This is a genomic window from Helicobacter mehlei (genome assembly GCF_007280785.1).
Taxonomy (GTDB): domain Bacteria; phylum Campylobacterota; class Campylobacteria; order Campylobacterales; family Helicobacteraceae; genus Helicobacter; species Helicobacter mehlei.
In genome coordinates this window covers 82510-98883 of record NZ_VKGC01000004.1, presented here as the reverse complement: position 1 = coordinate 98883, position 16374 = coordinate 82510, and the positions used below count along the sequence as shown (strand labels likewise).

General features: G+C 47.9%; 16 protein-coding genes and 1 tRNA gene. 9 read left to right on the top strand and 8 right to left on the bottom strand.

Annotated elements, in window-relative coordinates:
- The first annotated feature begins 30 nt into the window (after positions 1-30).
- From ppsA to FNE76_RS02820, 3 genes are read left to right on the top strand one after another with little or no spacing between them, the layout of a single operon-like run.
- Complete coding sequence (gene ppsA, locus FNE76_RS02830) at positions 31-2439, top strand: pyruvate, water dikinase (protein ID WP_120947868.1); 2409 nt, start codon at positions 31-33, stop codon at positions 2437-2439.
- A complete protein-coding gene (pepE, locus tag FNE76_RS02825) occupies positions 2439-3137 on the top strand; it encodes a dipeptidase PepE (RefSeq protein WP_120947869.1) in 699 nt (232 codons plus the stop codon). The genes ppsA and pepE overlap by 1 nt, the downstream gene beginning before the upstream one ends.
- On the top strand, positions 3127-4155 hold the full coding sequence (locus tag FNE76_RS02820; protein ID WP_120947870.1) for a glycosyltransferase family 9 protein: 1029 nt from the start codon (positions 3127-3129) through the stop codon (positions 4153-4155). Before pepE ends, FNE76_RS02820 begins: the two co-directional genes overlap by 11 nt.
- Before the next feature lie 30 nt (positions 4156-4185).
- On the opposite strand, the gene FNE76_RS02815 is transcribed toward FNE76_RS02820, so the two are convergent.
- Genes FNE76_RS02815 through pxpA form a run of 5 tightly spaced genes read right to left on the bottom strand, consistent with a single transcriptional unit; the run spans position 4186 to position 8437 of the window.
- Entirely contained in the window at positions 4186-5160 is a 975-nt protein-coding gene (locus FNE76_RS02815) for a 5-oxoprolinase subunit C family protein (protein ID WP_120947871.1), read from the bottom strand.
- Entirely contained in the window at positions 5157-6053 is an 897-nt protein-coding gene (locus FNE76_RS02810) for a 5-oxoprolinase subunit B family protein (protein WP_120947872.1), read from the bottom strand. Before FNE76_RS02810 ends, FNE76_RS02815 begins: the two co-directional genes overlap by 4 nt.
- Positions 6054-6055: 2 nt before the next feature.
- Complete coding sequence (locus tag FNE76_RS02805; RefSeq protein WP_120947873.1) at positions 6056-7417, bottom strand: acetyl-CoA carboxylase biotin carboxylase subunit; 1362 nt, start codon at positions 7415-7417, stop codon at positions 6056-6058.
- A 3-nt stretch (positions 7418-7420) separates the two neighbouring features.
- The gene (locus FNE76_RS02800) at positions 7421-7654 is read right to left on the bottom strand and encodes an acetyl-CoA carboxylase (RefSeq protein ID WP_104752513.1); all 234 of its coding nucleotides are present in this window, start codon (positions 7652-7654) and stop codon (positions 7421-7423) included.
- A 9-nt stretch (positions 7655-7663) separates the two neighbouring features.
- Positions 7664-8437 carry a 5-oxoprolinase subunit PxpA gene (pxpA, locus tag FNE76_RS02795; RefSeq protein ID WP_143928364.1) on the bottom strand — a complete coding sequence of 258 codons (774 nt, stop codon included), beginning with the start codon at positions 8435-8437 and terminating at the stop codon, positions 7664-7666.
- Positions 8438-8646: 209 nt separating this feature from the next.
- Between pxpA and FNE76_RS02790 the strand changes: the two genes are divergently transcribed.
- A tRNA-Pro gene (locus tag FNE76_RS02790) sits at positions 8647-8724 on the top strand.
- 2 nt (positions 8725-8726) lie between these two features.
- Here FNE76_RS02790 and FNE76_RS08225 read toward each other — a convergent pair.
- From FNE76_RS08225 to FNE76_RS02785, 3 genes are read right to left on the bottom strand one after another with little or no spacing between them, the layout of a single operon-like run.
- A complete protein-coding gene (locus FNE76_RS08225; protein WP_162983059.1) occupies positions 8727-8864 on the bottom strand; it encodes a hypothetical protein in 138 nt (45 codons plus the stop codon).
- Positions 8865-8867: 3 nt separating this feature from the next.
- Entirely contained in the window at positions 8868-9044 is a 177-nt protein-coding gene (locus FNE76_RS08220; RefSeq protein WP_162983060.1) for a hypothetical protein, read from the bottom strand.
- A 38-nt stretch (positions 9045-9082) separates the two neighbouring features.
- On the bottom strand, positions 9083-10144 hold the full coding sequence (locus tag FNE76_RS02785; protein ID WP_120947875.1) for an SAM-dependent methyltransferase: 1062 nt from the start codon (positions 10142-10144) through the stop codon (positions 9083-9085).
- A 105-nt stretch (positions 10145-10249) separates the two neighbouring features.
- Between FNE76_RS02785 and ppk1 the strand changes: the two genes are divergently transcribed.
- The 5 genes from ppk1 (at position 10250) to FNE76_RS02760 (ending at position 16337) form a co-directional block, all read left to right on the top strand.
- A complete protein-coding gene (gene ppk1, locus FNE76_RS02780; RefSeq protein ID WP_120947876.1) occupies positions 10250-12280 on the top strand; it encodes a polyphosphate kinase 1 in 2031 nt (676 codons plus the stop codon).
- Positions 12273-13313 (top strand): dihydroorotate dehydrogenase (quinone), encoded by a 1041-nt coding sequence (gene pyrD, locus FNE76_RS02775; RefSeq protein ID WP_120947877.1) that lies wholly within the window; start codon positions 12273-12275, stop codon positions 13311-13313. Before ppk1 ends, pyrD begins: the two co-directional genes overlap by 8 nt.
- Before the next feature lie 64 nt (positions 13314-13377).
- A complete protein-coding gene (locus FNE76_RS02770; RefSeq protein WP_407925308.1) occupies positions 13378-14667 on the top strand; it encodes a M16 family metallopeptidase in 1290 nt (429 codons plus the stop codon).
- A gap of 3 nt (positions 14668-14670) precedes the next feature.
- Positions 14671-15555, top strand: coding sequence for a 4-hydroxy-tetrahydrodipicolinate synthase (gene dapA / locus FNE76_RS02765; protein ID WP_185962975.1), 885 nt, complete (start codon positions 14671-14673; stop codon positions 15553-15555).
- Positions 15552-16337, top strand: coding sequence for an enoyl-ACP reductase (locus tag FNE76_RS02760; RefSeq protein ID WP_120947880.1), 786 nt, complete (start codon positions 15552-15554; stop codon positions 16335-16337). The genes dapA and FNE76_RS02760 overlap by 4 nt, the downstream gene beginning before the upstream one ends.
- Positions 16338-16374: the final 37 nt, after the last annotated feature.

Below are 16374 nucleotides of genomic sequence, written 5' to 3'. Positions count from 1 at the left end.
TGAGAGCATACAAATTAAAAAGAGAGTGCCATGCGATATATCAAGTTTTATCAAGAGCTCAACAATAGAGATATTGCCCTAGTTGGGGGCAAGAATGCCAGCATTGGGGAGATGTTCCAAGAATTAGTGCCCAGTGGGATCAAAGTGCCCAATGGTTTTGCTATCACCAGCGAGGCATATTGGTATTTGTTAGAGCATGGGGGCATTAAAGAGCAGATCATCCAGCTGTTAAAAAATGTGGATGCCACCGAGCTAGATGTGCTTAAAATGCGCTCCAAGCAAATCCGCGATCTGATTTTTGGCACTCCCTTTCCGGCAGATTTACGCGATGAAATCTTGCAAGCCTACAAAATGCTCAGCGACGAATACAATATGCGTGAAGCCGATGTTGCCGTGAGGAGTTCGGCTACCGCTGAAGACTTGCCAGATGCCTCCTTTGCCGGGCAACAAGATACTTATTTGAATGTGAAGGGCAAGGCGGAGTTGGTGCATTATATTAAGGCGTGTCTATCCTCGCTCTTTACCGATCGCGCCATTAGCTACCGTGCCTCTAGGGGCTTTGATCACCTCAAAGTTGCCTTGAGTGTGGGCGTGCAAAAGATGGTGCGTGCTGATAAAGCCAGCGCGGGCGTGATGTTCTCCATTGATACCGAAACCGGGTTTCAAGATGCCGTCTTTATCACGTCTAACTGGGGCTTGGGGGAAAGCGTAGTCGGTGGGTTAGTCAATCCGGATGAGTTTTATGTCTTCAAACCCACGCTTAAGGCGGGCAAACAACCCATTATCAAACGCCAATTAGGGGATAAATCCCAAAAGATTGTCTATGCCTCTAGGGGGAGTGAGAGCCCCACCAAGAGCGTGGTTACCCCAGTTGATGAATATTATCGTTTTTCCTTGAGCGATGAGGATATTTTGAGTTTGGCACGCTATGGCGTGATCATTGAGGAGCATTATAGCAAAGAGGCTGGGCAATACCGCCCAATGGACATTGAATGGGCTAAAGATGGAGATAGCGGGGAGATTTTTATCGTGCAAGCCCGCCCAGAAACCGTACAAAGCCAGCAGATGGAAAACCGCGTCTATGAAAAATACCGCTTTAAGGATAAAGCACCCAAGGAGGTTTTACTCACCGGTAAAGCCATTGGGAGCAAAATTGGCATCGGCAAGGTACGTGTGATCAATAGTTTGGATCACATGAATATTTTTAAAGAGGGCGAGGTGTTGGTAACTGACAACACCGATCCGGATTGGGAGCCCATTATGAAAAAGGCGAGTGCGGTTATCACCAATCGGGGTGGGCGCACTTGCCATGCCGCTATTGTGGCGCGCGAAATTGGCGTGCCCACCATTGTCGGGGCACTGGGTGCTACCGAATCGCTCTATACGGGCATGGAGGTTACGATCTCTTGTGCTGAGGGCGAACAGGGCTATATTTATAGTGGGGCGCATGCCTTTGAGGTAGAACGCATTGCTTTAGATCACTTGAACGAACCTAAAACCAAAATCTATCTTAACATTGGCAACCCCGAAAAAGCCTTTAAATTCTCGCAATTGCCCAATCACGGCGTAGGGCTAGCGCGCATGGAATTGATTATGCTTAATCAAATCAAAGCCCACCCCCTAGCCCTCGTGGATATGCACCACAATAAAAGCGTACCCGATCGCGAAAAGATTGAAAGCTTGATTGCGGGCTATGAGGGCCCTAAAGACTTTTTCATTAAAAAGATCGCTGAGGGGATGGGAATGATCAGTGCTGCTTTTTATCCTAAACCCGTGATTGTGCGCACCAGCGATTTTAAATCCAACGAATACATGCGCATGCTTGCCGGGAGTGCTTATGAACCCCATGAGGAAAACCCCATGCTCGGTTTCAGGGGGGCGAGTCGTTATTACTCCGATCTTTACAAAGAAGCCTTTGCTTGGGAGTGTGAGGCTCTGTGTTTGGTGCGCGAACAAATGGGGCTAACCAACATGAAAATCATGATCCCCTTCTTGCGCACCATTGAGGAAGCCAAAAAAGTCTTGGAGATTTTGCGTAAAAATGGACTAGAATCGGGTAAAAATGGGCTAGATATTTATATCATGTGTGAATTGCCCGTTAATGTAATTTTAGCCGATGACTTTTTAAACCTCTTTGATGGCTTTTCCATTGGCTCCAATGATCTAACCCAGCTCACTTTGGGCGTGGATCGCGATGGGCAGTTGGTTAGCCATGTTTTTGATGAGCGTAACCCCGCCATGTTGGAAATGTTTAAACGCGCCATTGTGGCATGCCAAAAACATGGCAAGTATTGCGGGATTTGCGGGCAAGCCCCCAGCGATTATATTGAGGTCGCTGAATTTTTGGTCAAACAGGGCATTAGCTCCCTCTCGCTCAATCCTGACTCGGTCATCACCACTTGGGAGCAAATCGCTAAACTAGAACAAAACCTTTTGTAATGCCTTCTTTGCTCTTGCTCTCTAGTGCATGCTATGCCGGCACTTTTCTAACCCACGCCTTAGATAACTTGCAAGATTTTATTGGCCAACACCGCCTAGAGGGGCAAACAATCGCCCTTGTGCCCTTTGCTAGTGTTTTAAGGGATTATGCAACCTACACACAAGGCGTACAAGAGGCCCTTAAAAGTTTGCCCGTGCAGATTATCAGCGTGCATACAGATTTAAGCCTAGTGGATACTTGCGGTGGGTTTTTAATGGGTGGGGGGAATAGCTTTAAACTCTTGCACGATCTCTATAAATACAATCTACTAGACAAGATCGCCCAAAGGGTCAGGCAGGGCGTGCCCTACTTGGGTTGGTCAGCTGGGGCTAATGTGGCTACTCCTAGTATCCACACCACTAATGACATGCCCATCATCTACCCCCCCAGCCTAAAAGCCCTTGATCTTTTCCCCCACCACATCAACCCCCACTTTGTGGGGGGTAAACACCATCAGGGCGAGAGCAGGCAAGAGAGACTGGCCGAGTTTTTAGCCCTCAATCCCTCTAGCGTGGTGGATGCTCTGCCCGATGGGGCTTGTTTATGGGTGCAAGAGGGGCATGCACGCTATTTACACCCTAACAACACCCTCATGCTACAAATTACACACCCCTACAACGCCACACCCTTAAGCCCAGGGGCTAGCTTTGAACTTTGAGGGGCAAAAATTATTGGTGATCCGCAATGACAAATTGGGCGATTTTATGCTAATTTTCCCCGCTCTTGCTATGCTCAAAAAGAGCGCGCCTAAGTTACAACTCATCGCCCTTGTACCCGCATACACCGCCCCCATCGCGCAAAATTGCCCCTATTTAGATGGTGTGATCCTTGATCCGGGCAAACAAGCCAGCAAGCAGGCTAAACGAGATTTACTGGCACGCATCAAAGACCATCATTTTGACTATGCCATTAACTTTTTTTCTAACGCTTATAACGCTCTGTTGGTGTGGCGGGCTAAAATCCCCCACCGCCTAGCCCCGGCGACTAAATGGGTGCAGATTTTCTACACCCACCGCCTCACCCAACGGCGATCACGCTCGCTCAAACCCGAATTTGAATACAATTTAGATTTAGTCCGTTTCTTCCTCAAACAGCGGGGCGTGCTAACCATAGAACCACAAGCCCCCTTTTGGGTGCTAAATCCGGATGTTTTGACTAGACAAAGAGAAAAGCTAGCTCAAGAGTTAGGTCTTAGCGCCAAACCTTGGGTCTTTTTGCACGCCGGATCGGGTGGGAGTGCCCCCACTTTAACCCTAGAACAATATGCCCACTTAGCTAATACGCTTTTAGAACACTTTACTATTGACTTAATTTTAAGCGCAGGACCTACAGAGGGTGCATTGGCACACCAACTAGTCAAAATGATCACCAAACCGGTGGTGGTCTATGAATCTAGACAAGGCTTGCTTGATTTTGCCCACTCTTTGGCATGTGCTAGGCTATTGATTTGCGGATCAACCGGTCCCCTACACTTGGGGGCGGCCTTCAATGTCCCCACTTTAGCCTTTTATCCAAGCCATGCCACCTCTAGCGCGCTACGCTGGCAACCCACCAACACGGCACATTTGAGCTTTTCAAGCCCAGTAACCCCCGCTAATGACTTAAGCGGACTAAAAATCCCTCTTAGTCAAGTTTTAGAATTTGTGCAAGGTGTTTTAACCCCCACAGCCCCATAAAACAACTCAGACATTGTCGCCGATCCCCTACTAACTCAGGCTGGCGATCATCTTCTTAATTTTGTCTTGATAGGCTTTGCGCGCCTGCAACGCCTCCTCCATCTCCACCTTTTTAAAGCGCACCTTTTGATTAGGGGCAAACTGCCCTAGTCGATCCAAATCGCAACTAATCAGCGTGCAATACATCGCAAACCCGCCCCCACTGGGCGCATCTCTTTGGAGCACAATGGGTTCATTGCCCCCGGGGGCTTGCATAGAACCCACCGGATAACACGCATCGGCGATATTGCTAGGATTTGAGCCCGCCCCAAAGGGCTGGGGTAGGTCTTTATAGGTGAATTTCTGCCCATTTTTAAAGCGATAGCCTAGTCTATCTGCTTGGGTGGACACGACATAGACATCATGAAACAAATTATGCAGACTCTGCTCTGTGAGCTTGTAATCTTGCAGCCCCAAGATCACGCGCAAGGACTCCACCTCTTCAAGCTTTAAGTGAAACTCTTCTGCTAGAGGCTTGCTACTGGGTTTGCCTGTGGGCTTGCCAATTTGTAACACATCGCCCTCTTCTAATTTGCGCCCCTTAAAGCCCCCAATGCCCCCCAAAGGATAGGTAGAGCGCGAGCCCATCACTACGGGCACATCTACTCCCCCGGCTATGGCGATGTAAGCGCGCGCGCCTTTTTTCAAATAACTAAAGCCAAGTTTACCCCCAGCAGGCACTTTGAGTGCGGTATTACTGGGCATTTCTTGGTTATTGATAAGGGGCGTGGTGTGTGCGCCCGTAACCGCCACATAAGTTTCTGCTTCAAATTCTAATTCGGGTGCCATCAAAGCTACCTCTAAAGCCGCGGCGTTTTGCTCATTACCTACTAGGACATTTGCCGCGATGAAAGAGGCTTGATCGAGCGCGCCCCCGGGGGGGATGCCCAAGTGGTAGTAACCATAACGCCCCAAATCCTCTACATAGGTCGCAATGCCCGGTTTGATCACTTTAAAAGAGTTCATGCAAGTGCCTTTAAGATTTCTTGATTATAACCCTTAGGATCGCTCTGCCACTCCTGCAAAGAAAAGAGAGTGGGGCGAATCTTGAGATCAAAAGTGCCCGCCTCTACCTCTTTGACATAGGCATCATACTGCTCCTTAGTGCAGGGGGTGAATTTGATGATGTCCCCCGGGTTTAAAAACACCATGCTTTCTTTGAAATAGGGCAGTCTCTGCTTGGGGTCCCACACGGGCGCGGGTGTGATGCCCATCATCTGATACCCCCCGCCCCCACGCACCGCATAAACACAGCCAAAACACCCCCCATGCCCGATGGTCAGTGCCGGGGTGTCAATGCGCGCCACCGGGTATTTGGGCACTTCAATTTGGGCTTGTCGTTCCACGAGTTGGTATAGCCATGGCAGTCCAGCCACAAAGCCAATCATGCTCACAAACCATGGGCTTTCTGAGTGGGCTTTGATAAAAGCCTCTACACTCTCATAGCCATTGATTTGGCGGGCGTATTCAATGTCGGTGATATTGGGATCGAGCGTGGATCCCGGTTCGCGGCATTGGTGGTTGTTGCGGAAACGCATTTGGCATTCATGGGTGTAGGGGTCATTGTAAAAAACGGGCATTTCTATCAGGCGGGTTTGAATTTCTGTGCGCGCCCCCACAATTTCCTTTTCTAAGGATTTTAAAATCTCTAGGGCTTTGGTGTGGGGCAGAATGTCCGGATTGAAAGCGATCATATAGGACGCGTTAGCCGGGCAGATTTCAGTAATGCCCTCAATTTTCATCTCCCTTAGCTTGTTGCAAATTGCCATGGCTAAGAAAAATGCCTCCAAAGACATCCCATCCTCGCTCACCTCCACAAATAAAAAGGTGTCGCCACCAAAACTATATCTAAACGCCATCTTCAGCCTCCCAGTTTATAGCTTTCTAAAAAATTGATGTCGTAATCGCCCTTTTGGATATGCGGATCGTTTAAAAGGGCTTTAAAAAGCGCGGTGGTGGTCTTGACTCCCTCGATCTTCAGCTCGTTGAGCGCGCGTTTGAGCTTGCTAAGAGCAAACTCGCGGTTTTGATCATAGACGATGAGTTTAGCAATTAGCGAGTCGTAAAAGGGGGGAATCGTGCGCCCACTAAAGAGCATGCTATCCAAGCGCACGCCAGAACCCGTAGGGCATTGCAAGTGGGTGATCTCCCCGGGGCTGGGGAAAAAATTATTTTGGGGGTCTTCGGCGTTGATTCTGACCTCAATAGAATGCCCGCGCAAAGAAATGTCCCCTTGTTGGTAAGCCAAGGGCTCGCCATCGGCGATGCGCAACATTTGGCGCACGATGTCAATCCCGGTCACCATCTCTGTAATGGCGTGCTCGACTTGGATACGGGTATTCATCTCCAAGAAGTAAAACCCCTTGCTTTGCGTGTCGTATAAAAACTCCAAAGTCCCCGCGCCCTTATAGCCTACATCGCTAGCCATGCGCGCCGCGCTCGCGCACAAGGCTTCTCGTGTTTGGCAATCTAGGCTAGGGCTGGGGGCTTCTTCTAGCACCTTCTGCCTGCGCCGTTGCAAAGAACACTCGCGATCGTACAGATGAATCACGCGCTCCCCATCGCCTAGCACCTGTACCTCAATGTGTTTGGCGTTTTGCAAATACTTTTCTAAATACACGCCCCCATTGCCAAAAGCCGCGCGCGCTTCAGCGGTAGCGATTTCAAATTGGGTGATGAGCTGGGCTTCATCTTGCACCAACCTAATCCCCTTGCCCCCACCCCCTGCAATGGCTTTAATGAGCAAAGGATAGCCAATGGCGCGCGCCTCTTCTAGAGCCTGATTCACATTCTCTAGCACGGGACTATTTGGCATGGTGGGCACTTGGCTTTTTTTTGCCTGTTGCAGGGCTTTTGCCTTGTCGCCCATTGTCTCAATAAGTCTGCTAGAAGGTCCTACAAAGATGATCCCCGCCTCCTCCACTCGTTTAGCAAATTGGGCGTTCTCGCTCAAAAAGCCATAACCCGGATGAATCGCATCCACCTGCGCCTGCTTGGCGATCTCTAACACCTTGTCTATATTGAGATAACTCTTATGGGCTAGGTTCTCGCCCACGCGGTAGGCTTCATCGGCAAGTTGAGAAGCCAAATTGCCCTGATCGGCATCGGTGTAGATCGCCACGGCTTTCATATTGAGCTCATGGGCGGCTTGGATGATGCGCACGGCGATCTCGCCCCGGTTAGCCACCAAGACTTTTTTAATTTTCTGAGGGGTGTAAGCCATGGGTTACTCCACGACAAACAACACATCGCCCGGATTGACAAACTGCTCGTTTTCTGCCCTAATCTCTTTGATCTTGCCCTTGGCTCCGGCTTTGATCTCATTGAAGGTTTTCATCACCTCCACTAGGCAGACAATGGTGTCTTCATGGACTTCAGAGCCCACCTCTACAAAGGGGGCGGCATCGGGGTTGGGTTTGCGATAAAAGGTCCCGGGGATGGGGCTAATCACTTCGTGCATGATTTCTCCTTAAGGGTGGTGGATGGTGGGTTTTTGGATGGCAATGCCATGTTCTTCTAAGAGTTTTTTAGTCGCGCTGATCAAAGAGAGCGCCCCGGGGGTGTCGCTATGGATACACACCGAGTCAAAATCTACCTCAATGACCTTACCGGTTACCGTTTGAACCGTGCCCTCCTTGCAGGCTTGCAAGACCTTATTAGCGACCTCTTCAGGGGTGTAGGCGCGCGCGCGGCGCACCATCACCAACTGCCCATCCTCGCCATAATCGCGATCCCCATAAAACTCGCGCACAAAGGGTTGTTTGAGCTCTTGAGCGACTTGGTGGGTGATGGTGCCCTGCATGCAATACAGGGGCAAATGGGGGTCAATTTTGTGCAGAGTGCTGATGAGCTCTTCAGAAAAGGCGCGATCCTTGCTGGCGTGGATGTACAAACTCCCATGGGGCTTGAAGTGGTGTAATTTGCCCCCTAGAAAATGCACAAACTCACGCAACGCCCCTAGCTGGTAGAGGCAGTCGTTGGTTAGCTCGGTGGGGTTAGCCACAATATGCCGCCTCCCAAAGCCCACTAAATCCCTAAACCCCGGATGCACCCCAATTTCTACGCCATTTTCTAAGGCATTAGCCACCGAGTGGCGCATGATACTAGGATCGCTAGCATGAAAGCCGGCCGCGATATTGCAACTGCTAATGAGCTTCATAATTGCATCATCCACCCCATCCCCGATAATCCACGGACCAAAACATTCCCCCATGTCGCTGTTCAAATCAATGTGTTGTTTCACCTGTATCTCCTCTCTAAAGTTGCCGGTGTGCTATTGTGGCACAAGAATCACAATCAAAGGGTATGGATCGGGGTTTTTGGGTGAAAAATAGCCACTCGGAGCTTGTCTGTGGTTTTTAGTAACAAGATATAAGGGGAACGCTAGGAGGCAGATGCGTATTTATAAGTTAGAGTTAATTTTACTTGTGTTAGAATGCCACTCCTTTTTGGCGGAGTATGGCGCAGCCTGATTAGCGCGCACCCTTGGGGTGGGTGAGGTCGTGGGTTTGAATCCCGCTACTCCGACCATTTCAACGCTTCCCATGGATAAGTGTTTTTTGATTAGCCAAAGATTTTTCTTCTTGTTTGTCTTGTTTGGTCTGTGGTGTGCAATGGCAACAACCTACCAGCACAAAAGCAAAACCAGCTAAACACAAAAACTCCCTCATGCCCTATTTTTCACCTTGCAAGAGTGATTTTTCTTGCACAGCAGGTTTATCTTCACCTGCACCCTGGTGTTGTTTAGTACTATCTTGCGACTCGTGTGGGTGGTTTTTAGGCGTGTTTCCCTCTTTGTGGCAAGCGACCAGACCTAGAGCGAGCAGAGCGGACAAAAAAACATTTCTCATAACAATCCTTTAATAAAAATGAACCGCCATTTTAACACTCATTGGTAAAGTTCTGTTGAATCGTTGGTAATTTTTGGTGATTTTGAATGAGAGCCCAGAATCAATCCCTTAAAGCGTTCGCCAAAACCCTCGGGGCTAATGAGCGATCGAGCTTTGAGGGCTTCTTTGGAATAGAGGGTAAAGGGGGTGTTTTGTTCTAATAATTCCAAAAGCCGAGTCAGTCCCATTTTAATAAGGGCCGCACTTTGTGTCCCGTAAAAAAGCGTGTGGGCTCCTTGTTTGTGGAATAACGTTTCTAAAAGCTGGAAATCAATATCATAGGTCAAATCCACTTGTTGGTAGTAGCCCTCTAGGTTTGCTAAAATATCGGCAAAGTCTAGCACCCTGTGTTGGGTGTAAGCCCGCAAATCCACGCCCCCGCGCGCGCCATATTGCCCATAATCAAAACCCACCAGCACCCATTTTTGGCTTTGTTGCAAACTGGGGATCAAATCTTTAACGTAGTCCTCCCATGTGAGGGGCACACAACCTTTAAAATGGGCGATCTTTTCTGGTGGGTGTGTGTGGGACAAAAAATCTAAAACCTCTTGGCTAAGGGGTCTCCAGATGGGCTTGAAAGAATCCACATAGAGCATTTGGGAGTCTTGGCACACTTGACAGGGGAAACTATCCCATAACTCATTGCAATAGACAAATGTGCTTTTTCGGAGATGGGGTCTTAACGCCTCTAGGCTGGGCACACCGATTAAATTAGTTTGGATTTTTTGGAGGCGTTGTTGTTGCAAAGTGGCCAATGCGTTCAAGGGCTCGACGCTTAAAAAGGCAGTATGTTCCAAAACGCCACAACTCAGATCACGCAAGAATAACACCACATCTTGCAACAGATATCCCTCCCCTGCGCCAATCTCCACCACGCTTAAGGGCAAATCCAAAACCCCTTGTTCTAAGAGAGATAACAAATAAAAAGCTAAAGTTCCGCCAAAACAACGACTCGCATTCACAGAGGTGTAAAAATCCCCCTGTGTCCCAATTTTGGCAGTTCTATAATAGCCTTGATCGCCATAAAGCCACTCTTGCATGAGCGTGCTAAAAGTTTGCATGAGTCTCCTATCGTTGGTGTGTTCCCATGTTAGCTAGAATGACCTAATTTGCCAAATTAGCTGATCTTTTGTTAAAATAAACCACCTTGTCATAGAGAGCTATGGATGGAATTACCACCAGATTTGTATTTTAACCGCGAACTCTCATGGTTGCGTTTTAACACACGGGTGTTGGATCAGGTTTGCGATGGGGGTTTGCCCCTATTGGAACGACTTAAATTTTTAGCCATCTATGGCACAAATCTAGACGAGTTTTACATGATCCGTGTGGCAGGCTTGAAGCACCTTTACGATCATAGCGTGGTGCAAGAGGGTTTGCAAATGGGGCATGGCAAGCAACTAGAATGCATCCGCAGTTATCTAGTCGCCGAACAAAAAATCGTGCAAGAGCAGTTTTTACAACTCAAGGAGAAATTAGCCCAGCAACATTTGGCGATCCAGAGTGTCGAAGAGTTGAGTACCAAGAACACCGAAAAGCTCCGTGCCTATTTTGATAATTATCTTTATCCAGTTGTTGTCCCCATCATTTTAGACCCCGCCCGCCCCTTCCCCTTTTTAAGTAATTTGAGTTTTGGGCTCATTTTGGGCTTGCAACACCTCAATTATGCCCATAAAGCCTATGGGATCATTAAAATCCCCGCCCTTTTAAAACGCTTTATTCCTGTTGAAAAGGGTGTCTTTGTGCCTGTGGAACAAGTGGTGAAACAATTTGCTCCTTTACTTTTTGAAAAACACAGTGTGCTGGAGAGCATGGTTTTCCGTGTAACTTGTGATGCAGACATGGAGATTATCGAGGATGAGGGGCATGACCTAGCTGAGCTGATTAGCGAGGGTTTGCGCACGCGGGATCGGGGTGATGTAGTGCGTTTGGAAGTGAGCGAGGGTAATGCCGATTTGCTGGAATTTATTGAGCATAAGATGTTTGGGGTTACAAAGGATATTTATAAAAGCGATATACTGCTTAATTTAGGCTCTTTGTGGGAATTAGTTAATCTTAGGGGCTATGATGCGCTCAAATCCCCCACTTTTTACCCCAAAATCCTAGCCCCGCTGAATGGGATGGATTTGCTCACAGACAACGCAGCAATCTTCGAGTTGCTGGACAAACAAGATGTTTTTTTATTCCACCCATATGAGAGTTTCGATCCCATCGTGCATTTTATTGAAAACGCCTCTAGGGATAAAGATGTCGTGGCGATCCGCATGACTTTATACCGAGTGGGCAAGCAATCCCCCATTGTCAAAGCCTTAACAGAGGCTGCCCACACCAAACAAATTAGCGTTTTGGTCGAGCTCAAAGCCCGCTTTGATGAGGAAAATAATTTGCACTGGGCACAAGCCCTAGAAAATGCTGGGGCGCATGTGATCTATGGCGTACCTAGACTCAAGGTGCATGCCAAATTAGCCATTGTGGTGCGCCAAGTGGGGGCACAGCTTAAAGAATATGTACATTTGAGCACGGGCAATTACAACACCGCCTCAGCAAAAGTCTATACCGATTTAAGCCTACTCACCTCCAACAAACAAATTGCCTATGATATTTTAAAGCTCTTCCACTCCTTGAGCACCGGCGTGGCGGCTGAAATTGGGCTTAAAACCCTTTATATGGCTCCCATGCAGATCAAGCCCAAAATTATGGCGATGATCGCTGAAGAAATGCGCTTCAAACAAAGAGGGCGCATTATTTTTAAGGCCAATGCGCTTGTTGATCCCACCATTATCAAATGCCTGTATGAAGCCTCATGTGCGGGGGTTAAAATCGATCTCATCATTCGGGGGATTTGTTGCTTGCGCCCACAGATTAAGGGTTTGAGCGAAAATATTCGGGTTTTCTCTATTGTGGGCAAGTATTTAGAGCATGCTAGAATCTATTATTTTGCCCACGATCGCGCCAAGGTGTATTTTTCCAGTGCCGATATGATGCCCAGAAACCTAGAAAAACGGGTCGAATTGCTCGTGCCCGCCACTTCTAAGGCAATCCAACAAAAACTGATGCGAATCTTGCACATCCAGCTTAAAGACAATGTGAAAGCTTATGAACTCAACCCTGATGGGTCTTATAGTAAAATGCCCAGCGTGGGCGAGTCCTTTAACGCCCAAGCCTTTTATGAGCAAGAAGTAGAAGAGCATGTTTGATTATGGTCAACTTAAAAAGGGGCTTTTTTGTTTGGAGGCTGAGCACGCGCATGCCCTAGCCACCCAAGCTTTGCGCATTTTGGGAGCATGCCCTTGGTTCTTTAGCCGTTTTGAAAGCCCGTTGTTAGAGACTAGCTTTTTAGATTTAAAACTGCCTAACCCCATCGGCCTAGCAGCTGGCTTTGATAAAGACGCGCGCATGCTAGCAGGTTTAGATGTGTTGGGCTTTGGGAACATTGAGGTGGGCAGTGTTACTCCAAAGGGGCAATTTGGCAACCCCAAACCTAGACTTTTCCGTTTTGCCAAACAAGAGAGCTTACAAAATGCGATGGGTTTTAACAACCAAGGCATTATACCCCTTGTATCCCGTTTGGAGCACATCAAGCCCTTAAAAAGTGTTGTGGGGATCAATTTAGGCAAAAATAAAAATACACCCCTAGAGCACGCCCTAGAGGATTACAAACAAGGCTTGCAAGCCAGTTTGGGCGTGGGAGATTACTATGTGTTTAATCTCTCCTCGCCCAACACCAAAAATCTAAGAGATTTGCAAAATGAGAGCTTTGTGGGCGAACTTTTTAGCATGGCAGTTGGGTACACCCACAAGCCTTTATTTTTAAAAGTTGCCCCCGATATGCCCATAGACACGCTTTTAGCAATCTGCCAAATTGCCCTAGACAAGGGTGCGCGCGGGATCATCGCCACCAACACCACCACAGATTACAGCTTGTTATCCGGAGCTAAAAACTTTGGGGGGATTAGTGGGCGTGTTTTGGAGGCTAAGGCTAGGGCAGTGTTTGCAGAGGTGGCTAGGGCGTTTTTTGGGCGGGCCATTTTGGTGGCGGTGGGGGGGATTAGCGATGGTAAAGAAGCCTATGAACGGATCAAAATGGGGGCGCATTTTGTGCAAATCTTCAGTGCTTTTATTTATCAAGGACCGCTAATCTGTAGACAAATCAAGCAAGATATAGTAAAATTACTCCAAAGAGATGGTTTGCGCTCTATTCAAGAAGCTATCGGGGTCAATCATGGGTAGGATAAGACGGGGATTGAGGACTTTTTTGGGGCAGGTTTTAACTTTAGCACTAGCAGGAGTGATCATGCGCGCAGAAGCAATACAAAAACAAGAGCACCACACTTATTTGCCATCACACTACACTACAATTTTAGACAATGGCTTACAAGTCGTGGCAGTACCCCTGAAAAATAAAAGTGGCGTGATTGAGGTAAATGTTCTTTACAAGGTAGGCTCACGCAATGAAAGAATGGGCAAGAGTGGGATCGCCCACATGCTGGAGCATATGAATTTCAAGAGCACCAAGCACTTAAAAGAGGGCGAGTTTGATGCCATTGTTAAGAGTTTTGGAGGGGTGAGCAACGCTTCTACTAGCTTTGATTACACCCGTTACTTTATTAAAGCCAGCAATGAGAATCTGGAAAAGTCTTTGGAATTATTTGCCGACATGATGGGTTCTTTGCAACTCAAAGAAGATGAGTTTTTACCCGAACGGCAAGTTGTGGCAGAGGAGAGATTATGGCGCACGGACAATTCCCCGCTAGGGTATCTCTACTTCCGCTTTTTCAACACGGCTTTTGTCTATCACCCCTACCACTGGACACCCATTGGCTTTATGGAGGATATTAAAAACTGGAATATTGAGGACATTAGGGCGTTTCATTCCCTCTATTACCAGCCCAAGAATGCAATTTTGCTCGTGGTGGGGGATTTAGACTACAAACAGGTTTTTGATCAGGCTAAGAAATATTTTGGTCCCATCAAGAACAAAACCACAACCACCATCCCCAAAGTCTATACCCAAGAGCCCATCCAAAATGGTTTGCGTGAGACCGTCATTCACAAAAAAGATTTATCTTTAGAGTGGATCGCCCTTGGGTGGAAAGTCCCGCCGTTTTTGCACAAAGATCAGGTTGCCCTCAATGCACTGGCTAAGTTGCTCAGCGAGGGGGATAGCAGTTTGTTGAAAAAAGGCTTGGTGGATCAAAAACGCCTAGCCTCTCAGGTGTTTGCCCAAAATATGGAGCTCAAGGATGCCAGTGTGTTTTTATTTGTGGCGGGGGCCAACCAACATGTGGAGGCCTCCCAAATCCGCAAAGAAATCTTAGCCATTATTGATAACATCAAAAAAGGGGGTATCACCCAACAACAGCTAGACAAGGTCAAGGTGAATAACCGCGCGGACTTCATCGCTAGCTTAGAAGATTCCTCTGATGTAGCCGAAATGTTTGCCGAATACTTGACACAAGGAGACATCAAGGACATGGCACAGTACCAAGAGGAATTTAACGCCCTAGAGATCAAAGACATTGTGCGTGTAGCTAACGAGTATTTTCGCGATGAAGCCTATAGTGTTGTAACACTCAAACCCTAAGAAGTGCCCATGCATGCCCTCAGTGCCCTAATCACACCCTTTAAGGAAAATTTGGAAGTGGATGAGAGTGCTTATGCCTCCCTTATTGAGCGCCAAATTGGGCTAGGTATGGATGCTTGCGTGCCGGTTGGCACCACAGGCGAATCAGCCACACTCACCCACCAAGAACACATGCGTTGCATTGAGATCGCCCTAGAGGTGTGCAAACCCAAAGGCATCAAGGTCTTAGCTGGTGTGGGGAGTAACGCCACCAGTGAGTCGATCATGCTTGCTAAGTTTGCCCAAAAATGCGGGGCTAGTGGGATTTTATGCGTGAGTCCCTATTATAACCGCCCCACTCAAGAGGGGCTTTACCAACATTACAAGAGTATCGCTCAATCTGTGGAGATTCCTTTGATTCTCTATGATGTGCCCGGGCGCACAGGCGTACAAATCGAGGTTTCTACTGCAGTGCGTTTGTTCCAAAATGTGGAAAATATCATCGGGATTAAAGAGGCATCGGGCATGGCCCAAAGACTGGTGGATTTAGTACACTTTGCCCCGGATATCCAAATTTACAGCGGAGAGGACAAATTAAACCACATCATCATGGCAAGTGGCGGGGTGGGGGTGATCTCTGTTACAGGGAACTTGCTTCCTAATAAAATTGCTGGCATGGTGCAGGCGTGCTTGGAGAAGGATTGGGACACCTCCAAGGAGATTCAAAACGAACTCTATGAGATCAACACGGCTCTTTTTTGTGAGACCAATCCGATTCCAGTGAAGGCACTAATGTACATGGCGGGTCTGATCCAAAATTTAACTTATAGACTCCCGCTAGTGGCACCCAGTGCTGAGCATATGCAGTACTTGGAAACCATTTTAGAGAAATATGAGGTATTAAAATGAATGAGATGGGCATGCGGGGTAAAACCCTAGTGGTGAGTGGAGCGACTCGGGGCATTGGTAGGGCTATTTTATACCGCTTTGCCCAAAATGGTGTGAATGTGGCTTTCACCTACAACAAGAACCAAGAGGAAGCCCAGCGGATCGCCACCGAAGTGCAAGAACTCTATAAAATCAAAGCCAAGCCCTATCATTTGGATATTTTAGAGCCCGAGCAATATGTGGATCTTTTTAAGCAAATTGACACCGACTTTGAACGGGTAGATTTTTTTGTATCCAATGCGATCATTTATGGGCGCTCTGTGGTGGGCGGGTTTGCCCCTTTTATGCGTCTTAAACCTAAAGGTCTAAACAACATCTACACCGCCACGGTCTTAGCCTTTGTGGTGGGGGCGCAAGAGGCAGCTAAACGCATGAAACTTGTGGGCGGGGGCGCGATTGTGTCCTTAAGCTCTACGGGCAACCTAGTTTATATGCCCAATTACGCTGGGCATGGCAATTCTAAAAATGCGGTCGAAACGATGGTCAAATACGCCGCTGTGGATTTGGGCGAATTTGGCATTAGGGTGAATGCCGTGAGTGGCGGGCCCATCGACACGGATGCACTCAAAGCCTTCCCCGATTACACTGAGATCAAAGCCAAAGTGGAGGAGCAATCACCTCTAAAACGCATGGGCAACCCCACCGACCTAGCCGGGGCGGTGTATTTCTTGTGCGACCCCGAGCAAAGCGCATGGCTTACAGGGCAGACCATTGTGGTCGATGGGGGCACCACTTTTAAATAGGAACAATGTTTTATTATACAAACTGGCAATACAGAGT

Bases quoted from the DNA above. Each gene is read 5' to 3' on its own strand.
- ppsA (WP_120947868.1), top strand. From the start codon at position 31: ATGCGATATATCAAGTTTTATCAAGAGCTCAACAATAGAGATATTGCC.
- pepE (WP_120947869.1), top strand. From the start codon at position 2,439: ATGCCTTCTTTGCTCTTGCTCTCTAGTGCATGCTATGCCGGCACTTTT.
- FNE76_RS02815 (WP_120947871.1), bottom strand. From the start codon at position 5,160: ATGAACTCTTTTAAAGTGATCAAACCGGGCATTGCGACCTATGTAGAG.
- FNE76_RS02810 (WP_120947872.1), bottom strand. From the start codon at position 6,053: ATGGCGTTTAGATATAGTTTTGGTGGCGACACCTTTTTATTTGTGGAG.
- FNE76_RS02805 (WP_120947873.1), bottom strand. From the start codon at position 7,417: ATGGCTTACACCCCTCAGAAAATTAAAAAAGTCTTGGTGGCTAACCGG.
- FNE76_RS02800 (WP_104752513.1), bottom strand. From the start codon at position 7,654: ATGCACGAAGTGATTAGCCCCATCCCCGGGACCTTTTATCGCAAACCC.
- FNE76_RS08225 (WP_162983059.1), bottom strand. From the start codon at position 8,864: ATGAGGGAGTTTTTGTGTTTAGCTGGTTTTGCTTTTGTGCTGGTAGGT.
- FNE76_RS08220 (WP_162983060.1), bottom strand. From the start codon at position 9,044: ATGAGAAATGTTTTTTTGTCCGCTCTGCTCGCTCTAGGTCTGGTCGCT.
- FNE76_RS02785 (WP_120947875.1), bottom strand. From the start codon at position 10,144: ATGCAAACTTTTAGCACGCTCATGCAAGAGTGGCTTTATGGCGATCAA.
- ppk1 (WP_120947876.1), top strand. From the start codon at position 10,250: ATGGAATTACCACCAGATTTGTATTTTAACCGCGAACTCTCATGGTTG.
- pyrD (WP_120947877.1), top strand. From the start codon at position 12,273: ATGTTTGATTATGGTCAACTTAAAAAGGGGCTTTTTTGTTTGGAGGCT.
- FNE76_RS02770 (WP_407925308.1), top strand. From the start codon at position 13,378: ATGCGCGCAGAAGCAATACAAAAACAAGAGCACCACACTTATTTGCCA.
- FNE76_RS02760 (WP_120947880.1), top strand. From the start codon at position 15,552: ATGAATGAGATGGGCATGCGGGGTAAAACCCTAGTGGTGAGTGGAGCG.